Genomic DNA, 12804 nt, shown 5'->3' on the forward strand with positions numbered 1-12804 from the left:
TGCGGAGAGAGTCATGGTTGCTTCGGGTCGACGCCACGGTGCGGAGATCGAGATGTGGCGTCAGCTGACCCAGCTGACGGGTCTGCTGTCCGGCTCGCTCGACAAGCGGCTCACGCGCCGGCACGGCGTGTCCGTCTCGGAGTTCACGGCCCTGTCGACCCTGACGGAAGCCGATCGCGGGGGCATCCGCATGCAGGACCTCGCCGACGCGATCGGGCTCAACCAGTCCACGGTGAGCCGGCTGATCGCCCGCATGGAGAGCAGCGGGCTGGCGACGCGGGAGATCAGCGAACGCGACCGCCGATGTACGTACGCGGTGATCACCGACCAGGGTCGGACGATCGCCGAAGAGGCCAGAGGAACCTTCCAGAAGGAATTCAACACCGCCTTGGACACGGCGGCGTTCGACGAGCGTACGGCCGCGGTCGTGGCACGGCTGCGGCACGATCCCACGACCGCCCCCGCCCCGGAGTGAGCCGGGAGCGCCGCGGTCGAAACCCGTATCGGAGACTTTTGTGCAAAGCCCTCAGTGCCCGTTCACCATCGACCCCTCCGGAGCCGACATCCACGGCGAGATCGCCCGGATCCGCAAGGAAGGCCCCGTCGCCCAGGTCGAGTTGCCCGGCGGAGTGGTGGTGTGGTCGGTCACCGGCTACGACGTGATCAAGCAGCTGCTGACCGACCCGCGGGTCTCCAAGGACGCCTACCGGCACTGGGACGCCTGGAAGGCGGGCGAGATATCCCAGGACTGGCCCCTGGCCATCTGGGTGTCGGTCCAGAACATGGTCACCGCGTACGGGGAGGACCACGCGCGGCTGCGCAGGCCGGTCGCCTCCGCCTTCACCGCCCACCGCGTCTCCTCGCTGCGGCCGCGCATCGAGGAGATCGCCGAGGGCGTCCTCGACGGCCTCGCCGCCCTGCCGTCCGATCGGCCGGTGGACCTGCGCGAGGCGTTCGCCCATCCGGTCCCCAACCAGGTCATGTGCGAACTCTTCGGAATTCCGCAGCACATGCGCGACGAGATCCAGCAGATCATCAAGGGCTTCTTCTCCACGACCTCCTCCCCGGAGGAGTCGCTCGCGAACGCCACGCGCCTGTACGCCACGATGACGGAACTGCTCGTCCTCAAGCGCGAGCAGCCCGGGGACGACCTCACGGCCGACCTGATCGCGGTACGGGACGACAACAGCGAGCGGCTGAGCGAGAAGGAACTCGCCGACAATCTGATCCTGCTCTACACGGCCGGGTACGAGACGACGGTCAATCTGATCGACAACGCCGTGCACGCCCTTCTCAGCCACCCGGACCAGCTCGCCCTCGTGCTCGGCGGCGGAGCGACGTGGGACGACGTCATCGAGGAGACGCTGCGCCTGGAGGCGCCGGGTGCCCATTCCATCCTCCGGTACGCCGTGGAGGAGATCGCCGTCGGTGACGTGGTCATTCCCAAGGGCGACCCGATCATGATCGCCTACGCCGCCGCGGGACGTGACCCCGAGCGTCACGGCGACACGGCGGACCGGTTCGACGTCACGCGGGCCGCCCGGCGCGAACACCTGGCCTTCGGCCACGGGGTCCACCACTGCCTCGGGGCTCCCCTGGCGCGGCTGGAGACCGCCGTCGCCCTTTCCGCCCTGTTCGCCCGGTTCCCCGGGATGTCGCTCGCGGTGGCGCCCGAGCAGATCCGTCCACAGGCGTCGTTCATCTCGAACGGTCACCTGGAGCTGCCCGTACTGCTCGGTCCCGCCGCGTGAGACCGGCCTGCCCCGCCGGTACGAACCGGCGGGGCAGGTCCTGAACGCAAGGGCCGAGCCCCAGGGGATGTCAGGAGCGGCGGGCCGCGAGGGCGTCGCGGTACCAGGGCGCGTACCGCCCGAACGCCTCGGCGAACCCCGGTCCGGGCCGGCAGCCCGTCAGCTCCCACAACCGCGTGCTGTCGTACCAGTGGTCGACGGTGAACAGCGTGAGCCGCCGGGCCCGTACGGGATCGCCGTCGGCGCCCAGCAGTTCGGCGGCCCGGGCGGCCGAGACCTCCCCCTGCGGCAGCGGCAGTCCGAGCTGTCCGGCCACCACCGACACCAGCTCGCGCACCCGGACGGGTTCGGGATGGCTGGCGTGCAGGACCTGACCCGCGACCCCGGGAGCGGGCCGCAGGACCAGGGCCGCGACGGCCCGGGCCAGGTCGTCGGCGCTGACCATGGAGACGAGCGCCCGCCCTCCGTCCACCCAGTGCGGAATCCGCCGTACGAGATCCGCCAGCGCCGGCACCACCCAGACGTCGCCCGCCCCGTAGACGAGGTGGGGGCGCAGCACGGTCCCCCCTGCCTCCAGCACTCTGCGCTCGCCGTCGCGGCGGCTGACGCTGGTGGGCGAGACCGGTCCCAGCGGGATCCCGCCCTCCGCCTCGCCCCGGTGGGGGCCGTTGCCGTAGACCGCGGCGGTGCCGAGCTGGATGATCCGGCCGACACCGGCGCGTGCCGCCTCCGCCAGCAGGGACGCGGTGCCCTCCGCGTTGACGGCGTGGCAGCGCTCCTCGTCGCCGCCGACGTACGCGGCGAGATGGAGCAGCACGTCCACTCCGTCGCACACCCCGCGCAGTGACGCGGGGTCGGCGAGGTCGCCGTGCACCGTCTCGGTCCCTGGTGGCAGGGCCGCCGGGGGCGTGCGCCGACGGGTCAGGAGGCGCAGGGCGGGCGGGGCCGCACCGTCCTCGGGGGAGGACAGTCGGCGGAGCACGTGGGATCCGATGAACCCGGTGCCTCCCGTGACGAGCACCCGGGGTACGGGCATGCGGGGTCCGGCCTTTCGGTGGTGGGAGCAGCGCTCAGCGCTCTACGCGGCCTGGTGCGGGCCGTCGGACGGGGCGCCGGACGGGGCGCCGGACGGGGCGCCGGCGAGCATCGCCGTGAACACCGGCTGACCGTCCTGGTGGCCCGTGACCCGCACGGCGGGGCCGGCTCCCCCGTCTCCGGGGACGACCCGCGCCTCGATCCAGCACGGCGAGGAGAACTCGGCGTAGCGGCTGAAGCGGATGCTGCTGGACGCCGGGTAGAAGCTGCCGGACCCGATCACGGCCCGGGCGGCCTGGAGCGCCGCCGTCACCAGGACCATGCCGGGGTAGTGGTCGTTCGAGCGGCCGGACACGGAGGGGTGCCGGCGGTCGGTGCGCAGTTGCCAGCGCCCCGGTCCCGTGGCGGAGGCGAGCATGACCTCCCTGGCGTCGAGCGCTGCGGCGACCTCCGGCGCGGGCGGCGGCGAGGTGACCGGCAGCCGCTCGCCGAGGCGCGCCGCGCGTATCCTGCGGTACGCGGCCGGCGAGGTGATGGTGAGGTCGCCGCCGCCGGCGGCCACAGTGTCGGCGCCGATGCGGATGGTCATGTGGCAGTGCATGCCCGCCAGTCGGCCGGCGCGGCTGCGTATGTCCGAACAGTCGACCTCCACCGTCACCTCCGCGGGCGTGGGGCCCACGCGCAGGCGCTCCGGCCGGGCGGTGTGGCTGATGTCCCACATCACGAAGTGGTGGTCCATCGGAACCCCGAACTCCGCGTGCGCGAGGAGCATCGCGGTCTGGCGCAGCGTCTCGGAGATGACGAGCGGTGAGTACCGTCCGGCCACCGGCCTGAAGGACGGGTGGTCGTGCGGCCACCGGACGGTGGCGAGGAAGCGGGTCTCACCGGTCCGCTCCCAGGTGACGGGCAGCACGTCGGTGGCCGAGGTCCGGTGCACCAGGCGCTCCGGGACCCTTCGCGCCTCGACCCGAGGCTGCGGCACCAGGATGCCCGGTGCCTTCTTATGCCGAACACGGTCCTCAAACGTATGCAAGGCCATGGTTCCCCCCATTGGCAGGCAAAAAGAAGCGCAGGTATACAAGATCATCTGCGGTGGCTGATATAGTACGTGCATGCCGGTTTGAATTCCAAGCTTTAACCACCTGGTGAGACACCACACGAGAGGAACGACACGTGGCACAGCAGGACCGCGCGGTCAGAACGCGTCAAGCGATCCTGCAGTCGGCCGGAGCCATCTTCGCGGAGCGCGGATATGAAGGCGCCACGATCAAGGACGTATACGACCGGGTGAATGTCACCAAAGGGGCTTTCTACTTCCACTTCAGGTCCAAGAAGGACCTCGCGGAAGCGGTGCTCGGAGCCCAGGTGACCGACTCAGGTTTCCCCGTGATCCCCAGGGCCCTGAAACTGCAGGAACTCATCGACGCGGGCATGGTGTTCGCCCACGCGCTCACGCACGATCCGGTCCTCCAGGGAAGCATCCGGCTGTCGCTGGACCCCGCCATGACCGATACGGACCGGCGCCAGCCCTTCCAGGCCTGGATCGACCAGAACCACCGGGCACTCCAAGAGGCCCAGGATCACGGCGAGTTGCATCCGCACGTCGACGTGGCGGACATGGCACACCTCCTGGTCGGCGCCTTCTCCGGAGTGCAGTTGCTCTCGCAGGCGATGACCAATCGCACGGACCTGGAGAGGCGGATCTCCGTGCTGCTCACGCATCTCTTCCCGACGGTCACCGTTCCCGGAATTCTGGCGCGCCTCGACATGGCGCCCGACCGCGGAGTCCGCGTACTGGCCGAACTCCAGGGGGCCGCCCAGCCCGCTGCCGCCGAAACGGAACTGCCCGGCGCGACGCGTCGGGCCGGGCACTGAATAAACCGGCTCGGGAGCATGTTCCGCAGGGGCTGTCGGCCCCTGCGGAAAACCGATTCCGCCGAGCACGCGCCGTTCCCTCCGAACACGTCACAAGGCGCCACTTCTTCCCGCCCCGGCCGCCTTTGTAACGAATATTTGCGCGAGCATTAATATTGCGCGAACATTGAGGCCTGACAACGGCGCTGGGGAAAGAAGACATGGCTGCTGCTCAAGCGCGACGCGACGATGAACTCGACACCTGGCGCCGCCTCGTGGTGCTCACCAACCAGATCTCCAACACCCTCGACAGGCGGCTGCAGCGCGTCCACGGCGTGAGCGTCGCCGAGTACACGGCTCTCGTGGTCATGCGGGAGAACAAGCGTTCCGGCGGCATTCGCATGCAGGACCTCGCCGACGCCATCGGGTTGAGCCAGTCCACGGTGAGCCGGCTGGTGGCCCGCCTGGAGAAGGACGACCTCGCCGGACGGACGATCGGGGCCGAGGACCGCAGGGTGACGTACGCGCACGTCACCGAGGCCGGGGAAGCCGTGATCGAGGAGGCCGCCGGCACCTTCGCGAAGGAGTTGCACACCGCGATGGACGTCGCGGCCTTCGACCACCGGACCGCCTCGCTGGTGGCCCGTCTACGGCACGACCCGGCTGCCCCCGCCGGCTGACCCGGGGGTTCCGGGGGCGGGGCGGGGGCAGCCGGGCTGCGGTGTGTCGCGGCGAACGGCGGCGCTCAGTACGTGTAGAAGCCGCGGCCCGACTTCCGCCCGAGCAGTCCGGACTCGACCATCCGCAGCAGCAGCGGCGGGGGCGCGTGGAGCGGCTGCTTGGTCTCCTCGTACAGCGCCTGCGCGATGGAGACGGTGGTGTCCAGACCGATGAGGTCGGCGAGCCTGAGCGGCCCCATCGGATGGGAGCAGCCCGACTCCATTCCCCGGTCGATGACTTCGGCGGTCGCCAGCCCGCTGTCCACCATCCGGATCGCGGACAGCAGGTAGGGGAAGAGCAGTCCGTTGATCAGGAAGCCGGCCCGGTCCGGTGCCTGGATGACGGTCCGTCCGAGGGTGTCGGTCAGGAGCGCCTTCGCCCTGGCGACGGTCTCGGGAGCCGTGAGGACCGAGGGTACGAGTTCGACCAGCGGGAGCACCGGGACCGGGTTGAAGAAGTGGATCCCGACGACGTGCCCGGGGCGGTTCGTCGCCGCGGCCAGCCGGGCCACCGACAGCGAGGAGGTGTTCGTGGCGATGATCGCCCCGTCGTCGAGGACCTTGTCGAGGGTGCGGAAGACCTCCAGCTTGGTCTCCTCGTCCTCCCGGACGGACTCGATCACGAGCTGCCGGTCGGCCAGCTCGCCCATGTCGGTGGTGAAGGAGATGCGGCCCAGTGCCGCCGACCGGTCCGCGTCGGTGATCCGGCCGCGGGCCACGCCCCGGTCGAGGGAGGCGACGATCCTGTTCAGCCCCCTGAGCCGGGACTCCTCCGAGCCGACCGCGACCCGTACGTCGAGCCCGGACCGCGCCGTGAGCTCGGCGATTCCGGCACCCATGATGCCGCAGCCCACGATTCCTACTGTTTCCACCATGGCCGTCCTGCCCTTCTGATCCGCGCCGGTCAGCCGGCGCTCGCGGGTGTGCGGACTGCGCGGTCGGTGCGCAGGGGGTTGAGGCTGTCCTCGCCGATGCGGGCGCGCAGGACGGGATCGGTCACGCCGAGCCCGGTCTCGGGGGCCAGCCCCAGGACGCCGACCTTCCCGGTGTGCCGGTTGAGCTGGACCCGGCGCGCGGCCTCGGCGCTCTCCTGGAGGGAGTGCACCTCGGAGAGGATCGGCATCAGGCGGCCCAGCCGGAACAGCCGGTTGCATTCCCACTGTTCCTGGAGATTGGCGGCGTGGCTGCCGATGATGCGCTTGAGGTTCATCCACAGGTAGCGGTTGTCGAAGGTGTGCTGATAACCGGTGCTCGACCCGCAGGTGACCACGGCGCCGCCGCGGCGGACGACGAAGACGGAGATGCCGAAGGTGGCCTGACCGATGAAGTCGAATACCACGTGCGGGTCTTCGCCCACGCGTTCGCGGATGGCCCGGCCCAGCCTCTTGCCGAGTTCGATGGTCCGCTCGGGCGTCAGGGGCTCGTCGCCCCCCAGACCGATGTCGTTGCGGTTGATCACCACGTCGCAGCCCATCCGGCGCAGCAGTTCCGCCTTCGCCTCGGAGCCGACGACGCCCACCGGGATGCCGCCGGCGTTCTTGACCAGCTGGACCGCGAAGCCTCCGAGGCCGCCCGTGGCACCCCAGATGAGGACGATGTCCCCCTGCTTGATGCGCGCACCCCGGTCGCTGACCAGCATCCGGTAGGAGGTCGCGGCGGTGAGCATGGTGCTCGCCGACTCCTCCCACGTGAGGTGCGCGGGCTTCTCCAGCAGCTGGCTGGCCCGTACGACGGTGTAGTGGGCCAGTCCCCCGAAGTTGGTCTCGTATCCCCAGATCCGCTGTTCCGCGCCCATCATGCCGTCGGCATGGGTGGCCGGCTCCTGGTCGTCGACCTGGACGCAGGACACCACCACGTGGTCGCCGGTCTTCCAGCGCCGTACGCCGGCGCCCACGCGGACGATGACGCCGGAGGCGTCGGAGCCGAGCACGTGGTACGGCCGGTCGTGGCGGGCGGCCCAGCCGCCCTGCCGGGCGAAGCGCTTGAGGAAGGAGTAGGTCGACACCGGCTCGAAGGTGGCGGACCACACCGTGTTGTAGTTGATCGAGGAGGCCATGACCGCCACGAGGACCTCGTCGGGGGCGATCTCGGGCATCGGCACCCGCCCGACGTGGAGGGACTTGCGCACGTCCTTGTCGGCGACGCCGTGGAACATGGCCGCGTCGTCCGCCAGGGTGTGGACGGCGAGGTAGTCGTTCGGGAGCGGCTCGCGCTCGAGCTGCTCCGCGGTGGCACCGTTCAGCACGGCCTCGGCCAGGGAATCCATGTCAGTCCTTCGTCATCGGCGCGGGCGGCCACGTGCGGGTTGCCTCGGAGCGGTGTGCGGGGGGGTGTGGGGGGTGCGGGCGGGACGCGGGGGACGGTCCCGCCCGCACCTGACCTGGGAAGGGTCAGACGACGAGGCCGCCGGCGGCCGCGATGTACTGGCCCGTCACGTAGCGGGCGTCGTCGCTCGCCAGGAAGCCGACGATGTCGGCGACGTCGTCCGGCTGACCGATGCGTCCGAGCGGCATCATCTGGGCGATGGTGTCGAACTGGTCCTTGATCGGGGCCGTCTGGTCGGTCTCGATCAGGCCGGGCAGCACCGAGTTGACGGTGATCGCGCGACCGCCGAGCTCCTTGGACAGCGCGAGGCCGAGGGCCTCGACGGCCGCCTTGGTGGCGGCGTACGCGCCGACGCCCGGGAAGGCGGCGTGCGTGTAACCGGTGGAGATGTTGATGATGCGACCGCCGTCGCTCACCTTGGCCGCGGCCTGGCGCAGCGAGTAGAAGGTGCCCTTGAAGTTGACGTCGACGACCTTCTCGAAGGTCTCGTCGTCCAGTTCGGCGATCGGGCCGTTGCCCGCGATGCCCGCGTTGTTCACGACGATGTCGAGCTTACCGAAGGAGTTGAGGACCTCCTTGTAGACGCTCTCGATGTCGTTCTTGACGGCGAAGTCGGCCTTGATCGCGATGGCCTTGCCGCCGCCGGCCACGATGGTGTCGACGACCTCCTGCGCGGCGGCCGCGTTGCTCTGGTACGTCACGGCGACCTCGGCGCCGTCCGACGCCAGGCGCAGGGCGATGGCGCGGCCGATGCCGCGGGAGGAAGCGGTGACCAGAGCGGACTTGCCCTGCAGGCGACCCGTGGAGCTCATGGAGAAACCAGACCTTTCGGTGGGGTGGGAGGGATGACATGAAACTTACCCGGAGATAGTTTCATTCGCAAGCATGTAATCAGGAAGGAAGCTCGATGGAGAGCGCGTGCCGGAAGACGTCGCGCGGGTCCCACTTGGCCTTGACCTGCCGCAGCTTGGGGTAGTTGTCCTTGTAGTAGAGGCGGTGCCACGCGATGCCTGAGGAGTTCCAGGCCGGGTCCCGCACGTCCACGTCCGCGTAGTTGATGAACATGCCGTCCGTGACGCCGTCGAGGGCGGGCACGCCCCCCGTCTCGCTGTAGAGGTCGCGGAAGAACTCCCGCAGCCAGGTCAGGTGCTTCTCGTCGTCCGCGGGGCTGGTCCACAGCGCGGCGACCTGCACCTTCAGGACCGAGTCGCGCTGGGCCACCGCCGTGGCGTCCGGGGCCACCGTGTTGACCTTGCCGCCGTACGCGGAGATCAGCATCAGCGCGCCCCCGTGGGCGTAATCGGTGCGCGTCAGGTGCCGGTACATGGCATCGACCTGGGCGTCCGTGAAGTTCTTCCGCTGGTAGGCCGGCTTGCCCTTGAAGCGGAACAGCGGGTCCGGGCCGGTGAACCCGGACCACTGGGTGGCGTGCAGCCAGGTGACCTTGCGGTGGTCCGCGACCTGCGCCGTGACGCCGACGCCCGCGCCGACGTAGGCGATGAAGTCCTGGAGCATCTTCTCGGCGTTCGGGACGCCCGCGTCGACCTGGGTGGTCAGCGAGACGGCTCCCCCGGCCTTGTGGGCCGGCTTGAGCTCGCTGAACAGCGCGAGCTCCGGGGCGTTCGGGCCGCTGAACCGCACGTGCCAGTCGCCGTAGTTCTTCATCAGCTGGGTGAACCCGGCCCGGGTCAGCTCGGCCCAGGACCAGGAGACGGTCGAGATCCACACTTCGGAGGGCGGCTGCGGCAGCAACTGCGCGGGGTTGCTCCCCGAGGCCCCGGGGGTGCGCAGCCAGTAGCGGGTCACCACACCGAAGTTGCCGCCGCCCCCGCCCGTGTGGGCCCACCAGAGGTCGCGGTTGGGGTCGGAGAGCTCCCGCGTGGCGATCACCGCGCGCGCCGTTCCGGCCGCGTTCACCGTGACCACCTCGACCGCGTACACGTAGTCGCTGATCAGGCCGAGCTTGCGGGACAGAGCCCCGTATCCCCCGCCCTGGATGTGACCGCCCGCGCCGACCGTGGGGCAGGCGCCGCCGGGGACCGTCACTCCCCAGGTCTTGAAGAGGCTCTCGTAGACGTGGCCGAGCTTGGCACCGGCCTCGACGACGAAGGCGTTACGGCCGGTGTCGAAGGCGACGGCGTTCATCCGCGACAGGTCGATGACGACCTTGACCTCCGCGTTGGCGACGAAGTCCTCGTAGCAGTGGCCGCCGCTGCGGACCGCGATCCGCTTGCCGGCGGTGACCGCCTCTTGCACCGCACTGACCACGTGCGCGGTGGTGGTGACGACGCGCACCGATTCCGGGGTACCGACGAACCGTGCGTTGGTGCCGCGTACCAGGTCCGGGTACCGCACGTCGGACGGCACCACCGTGGCCGCACCGCCGGAGGTCACGGCGGCCGTCTCCGTCGCCTCCGTACCGGATGCGAACGCGGACCGGGCGCCTATCAGCCCCGTTCCCCCGGCGAGGACGGCGGCGCCCGCGCCGGCGGCGGTTCCCGCGACGAACCGTCTGCGGGTCGTTGTGTTGCTCACGTCATACTCCTTGGCTATCGGTCGAAAGTGCGGCGGTCCGCCCGCCGGGCGTTGCGGGAGCGGGGGTCGCGGAGGCGTGCGGGAGCGGTACGGCGGCCCGTCGTTCGCCGCGCCACTCCCACCAGGCGATGACGCCCCCGGCGCAGGTGAGCAGCGCTCCGGCGGTGAAGACGGCCGTCAGCCCGAACCCGGCGTCGAGCACCCGCCCGCCGAGCCAGGACCCCGCCGCGATCGCCGCCTGGACGGAGGCGATGCTCATCGACACCGCGAGCGTGGGAGCGCGGCCCGCCGCCGAGTTGAGGATGCGTGCGCCCAGACCCGGGTTGAGGGCGAAGAACAGCACGCTGAAGGCGATCAGTGCCGGCACGGTCGCGAAGGGGTGGGACGCGACGGCGGCAAAGACCAGGAGGACCAGGGTGAGCAGTCCCAGGAAGACGGTGAGGGATCCCAGCAGCGCGCGGTCGGCCAGTTTTCCGCCGAGCGCACCGCCCGCCAGCGATCCCAGCCCAAACAGGAACAACAGCGCGGTGACGGCCTGCGGACCAAAACCGCTGACGTGTTGCAGTACGGGGGTCAGGAAGGTGAAGGCGCCGAAGCCGCCGGTCATCGCGACGACCGTCATCAGCAGGGCCACCAGCACCCGGCGGTCGCGCAGCACGCCGAACTCCGCCGAGACGCCGCCGGAAGGGGCGGCGCTACGGGGAACCAGGACCGCCACGGCCACCAGCGCGGCCAGGCTGAGGAGGGTCACTCCCCAGAACGTGGCGCGCCAGCTCCACTGCTGGGCCAGCATCAGCCCCAACGGCACCCCGAGGATGGTCGAGAGGTTGACGCCGATGATGATGCGGGCCACGGCGGTGCCCGACTTCGCGGGTCCCGCGATCTCCGAGGCGGTGACCAGGGCGATCGCGAACATCGTGCAGTGGGCGAGGGCGGAGGCGACCCTGGCCGCCATCAGCGTCCCGTACCCCGGTGCCAGCGCCGCGGCCAGATTGCCGGCCGTGAACAGGACCAGCAGTCCGATGAGCAGGGGACGGCGGGGAAGCCTGCTGGTCAGCAGGGTGACGAGCGGGCCGCCGACGACCACGGTCACGGCGTAGCCCGAGACCAGCAGGCCCGCTTCGCTGAGAGACACTCCGAGATCGGTGGAGAGCTGGGGAAGCAGTCCGGCGATCACCGACTCGGCGGTGCCGAGGCTGAACACGCTGAGCACGAGGGCGAACAGGGGCGCCGGCATGAGGAGGTCCTCCCGGAGGGACGTGCGGCGGAACGAGGAGCGTGGGGACATGGGGACCGCACGCTGGATCAGCGCAGGTGCACGGGCAGTTCGAAGAGCCCTCGGATCAGCAGCCCCTGGCGCCAGCGCAGGTGCTCGGCCGATGCCGCGAGCCGGATCCCGGGGAAGCGGCTCACCAGGCTGCCGACGGCGATCTGGCCCTCCATCCGGGCCAGCGGGGCGCCCAGGCAGTAGTGCAGGCCCTGACCGAAGACGAGGTGCCCGGAGTCGCCCCGGGTGATGTCGAAGGTGTCCGGGTTCTCGAAGCGCTCCGGGTCGCGGCTCGATGAGGCGAGCGAGATCAGGACCGGTGCTCCTTCGGGTATCAGGACGCCGCCGATGTCGATCGGTTCGGTGGCGAAGCGCCACGTGGCGACCTCCACCGATCCCTCGAACCGCAGGAACTCCTCGACGGCTCCGGTGATCAGCGACGGGTCGCTGCGCAGCAGTGCCATCTGGTCGGGGTGCTGCATCAGCGCGAGCATCCCGTTGCCGATCAGGTGGACGGTGGTCTCGTGGCCGCCGACCAGGATCAGGAAGGACATGGCGGTCAGTTCGGCGTGCGAGAGGCGCTGGCCGTCGTCACGGGCCTCGATGAGGGCGCTGATCAGGTCGTCGCCCGGGTTCTCGGCCTTGTGCTCGATCAGCTCGGCGATGTAGGTCCCGAGCTGGAGCGAGGCGTCGGCGACGCGGGCGTGACCCGTCTCGTCGGCGACGAGGGTGGAGAGCGCGGTCGACCACTCGTGGATGCGGTCGACGTCGTCGAGGGGGACGCCGAGCAGCTCGCAGATCACGGTGACCGGCAGACGGAAGGCGAATTCCTGGAGCAGGTCGACCGGGCCTTCGAGGCCGTCCATGTGGTCCAGCAGGTCGTCGGTGATCTGCTGGATCCGGCCGCGCAGGGATTCGATCCGGCGCGGGGTGAACCCCTTGTGGACCAGCCGCCGCAGCCGCGTGTGGTCCGGCGGGTCGACGTTGAGCAGGTGGCGCACGAGGGAGGCGTCCTCGCCGTCGGTCGGCTGGGCGACGGTGGCCCGCCACTGCGGTCCGACCCGGTTGGGGTCCTTGCTCAGCCGGTCGTCCGTCAGCGCGTCCTTGGCGTCCGCGTAGCGGGTGACGAGCCAGAACTCGCCGCCGTCCGGCAGGGTCATGTGGCTGACCGGGGCCTGGGCGCGCAGGCGTGCGTAGAGGGCGTACGGGTTCGGCTCGCCGCCGAATCCGATGGATTCGGGCTTGCTGGGTGCTGCTGTGGTCATGGGGTTCTCCCGAGGGCTGAGAGGTGGTCGTGGTGGCGACGTCGGACGGCTCG

The 12804-nt window shown here is 70.4% G+C and carries 12 protein-coding genes; 4 read left to right on the forward strand and 8 right to left on the reverse strand.

The window, feature by feature from the left end; translation table 11 throughout:
* The first annotated feature begins 13 nt into the window (after positions 1–13).
* Both ACZ4TV_RS00910 and ACZ4TV_RS00915 read left to right on the forward strand, forming a co-directional pair.
* Entirely contained in the window at positions 14–475 is a 462-nt protein-coding gene (locus ACZ4TV_RS00910; RefSeq protein WP_468129292.1) for a MarR family winged helix-turn-helix transcriptional regulator, read from the forward strand.
* Between the two features lie 40 nt (positions 476–515).
* Positions 516–1751: a cytochrome P450 family protein gene (locus ACZ4TV_RS00915; RefSeq protein WP_468129294.1), complete on the forward strand. Its 1236-nt coding sequence runs from the start codon at positions 516–518 to the stop codon at positions 1749–1751.
* A 70-nt stretch (positions 1752–1821) separates the two neighbouring features.
* On the opposite strand, the gene ACZ4TV_RS00920 is transcribed toward ACZ4TV_RS00915, so the two are convergent.
* A complete protein-coding gene (locus tag ACZ4TV_RS00920) occupies positions 1822–2787 on the reverse strand; it encodes an NAD-dependent epimerase/dehydratase family protein (RefSeq protein WP_468129296.1) in 966 nt (321 codons plus the stop codon).
* Between the two features lie 42 nt (positions 2788–2829).
* Positions 2830–3900 (reverse strand): ScbA/BarX family gamma-butyrolactone biosynthesis protein, encoded by a 1071-nt coding sequence (locus ACZ4TV_RS00925; protein ID WP_468129298.1) that lies wholly within the window; start codon positions 3898–3900, stop codon positions 2830–2832.
* A 59-nt stretch (positions 3901–3959) separates the two neighbouring features.
* Between ACZ4TV_RS00925 and ACZ4TV_RS00930 the strand changes: the two genes are divergently transcribed.
* Together ACZ4TV_RS00930 and ACZ4TV_RS00935 are read left to right on the forward strand one after the other, a co-directional pair.
* Entirely contained in the window at positions 3960–4661 is a 702-nt protein-coding gene (locus tag ACZ4TV_RS00930; RefSeq protein WP_468129300.1) for a ScbR family autoregulator-binding transcription factor, read from the forward strand.
* A 200-nt stretch (positions 4662–4861) separates the two neighbouring features.
* On the forward strand, positions 4862–5320 hold the full coding sequence (locus tag ACZ4TV_RS00935; RefSeq protein WP_468129302.1) for a MarR family winged helix-turn-helix transcriptional regulator: 459 nt from the start codon (positions 4862–4864) through the stop codon (positions 5318–5320).
* Between the two features lie 65 nt (positions 5321–5385).
* On the opposite strand, the gene ACZ4TV_RS00940 is transcribed toward ACZ4TV_RS00935, so the two are convergent.
* The 6 genes from ACZ4TV_RS00940 to ACZ4TV_RS00965 form a co-directional block, all read right to left on the reverse strand.
* The gene (locus ACZ4TV_RS00940) at positions 5386–6234 is read right to left on the reverse strand and encodes a 3-hydroxybutyryl-CoA dehydrogenase (RefSeq protein WP_468129304.1); all 849 of its coding nucleotides are present in this window, start codon (positions 6232–6234) and stop codon (positions 5386–5388) included.
* A 29-nt stretch (positions 6235–6263) separates the two neighbouring features.
* On the reverse strand, positions 6264–7625 hold the full coding sequence (gene ccrA, locus ACZ4TV_RS00945; protein ID WP_468129306.1) for a crotonyl-CoA carboxylase/reductase: 1362 nt from the start codon (positions 7623–7625) through the stop codon (positions 6264–6266).
* Positions 7626–7749: 124 nt separating this feature from the next.
* Positions 7750–8496, reverse strand: a complete 747-nt coding sequence (locus ACZ4TV_RS00950; RefSeq protein WP_468129307.1) for an SDR family oxidoreductase — start codon at positions 8494–8496, stop codon at positions 7750–7752.
* Positions 8497–8575: 79 nt separating this feature from the next.
* On the reverse strand, positions 8576–10219 hold the full coding sequence (locus tag ACZ4TV_RS00955) for an FAD-binding oxidoreductase (RefSeq protein WP_468129309.1): 1644 nt from the start codon (positions 10217–10219) through the stop codon (positions 8576–8578).
* A 1-nt stretch (position 10220) separates the two neighbouring features.
* Entirely contained in the window at positions 10221–11456 is a 1236-nt protein-coding gene (locus ACZ4TV_RS00960; RefSeq protein WP_468129311.1) for an MFS transporter, read from the reverse strand.
* A 68-nt stretch (positions 11457–11524) separates the two neighbouring features.
* A complete protein-coding gene (locus ACZ4TV_RS00965) occupies positions 11525–12751 on the reverse strand; it encodes a cytochrome P450 family protein (RefSeq protein WP_468129313.1) in 1227 nt (408 codons plus the stop codon).
* Between the last annotated feature and the right edge of the window lie 53 nt (positions 12752–12804).

The sequence above is a fragment of the Streptomyces sp. NPDC028910 genome (genome assembly GCF_055564955.1).

Excerpts from the sequence above, each read along its gene's own strand:
- ACZ4TV_RS00925 (WP_468129298.1), bottom strand. The coding sequence starts at position 3,900 with ATGCACGTACTATATCAGCCACCGCAGATGATCTTGTATACCTGCGCT.
- ACZ4TV_RS00950 (WP_468129307.1), bottom strand. The coding sequence starts at position 8,496 with ATGAGCTCCACGGGTCGCCTGCAGGGCAAGTCCGCTCTGGTCACCGCT.
- ACZ4TV_RS00940 (WP_468129304.1), bottom strand. The coding sequence starts at position 6,234 with ATGGTGGAAACAGTAGGAATCGTGGGCTGCGGCATCATGGGTGCCGGA.
- ACZ4TV_RS00910 (WP_468129292.1), top strand. The coding sequence starts at position 14 with ATGGTTGCTTCGGGTCGACGCCACGGTGCGGAGATCGAGATGTGGCGT.
- ACZ4TV_RS00960 (WP_468129311.1), bottom strand. The coding sequence starts at position 11,456 with ATGCCGGCGCCCCTGTTCGCCCTCGTGCTCAGCGTGTTCAGCCTCGGC.
- ACZ4TV_RS00920 (WP_468129296.1), bottom strand. The coding sequence starts at position 2,787 with ATGCCCGTACCCCGGGTGCTCGTCACGGGAGGCACCGGGTTCATCGGA.
- ACZ4TV_RS00965 (WP_468129313.1), bottom strand. The coding sequence starts at position 12,751 with ATGACCACAGCAGCACCCAGCAAGCCCGAATCCATCGGATTCGGCGGC.
- ACZ4TV_RS00935 (WP_468129302.1), top strand. The coding sequence starts at position 4,862 with ATGGCTGCTGCTCAAGCGCGACGCGACGATGAACTCGACACCTGGCGC.
- ccrA (WP_468129306.1), bottom strand. The coding sequence starts at position 7,625 with ATGGATTCCCTGGCCGAGGCCGTGCTGAACGGTGCCACCGCGGAGCAG.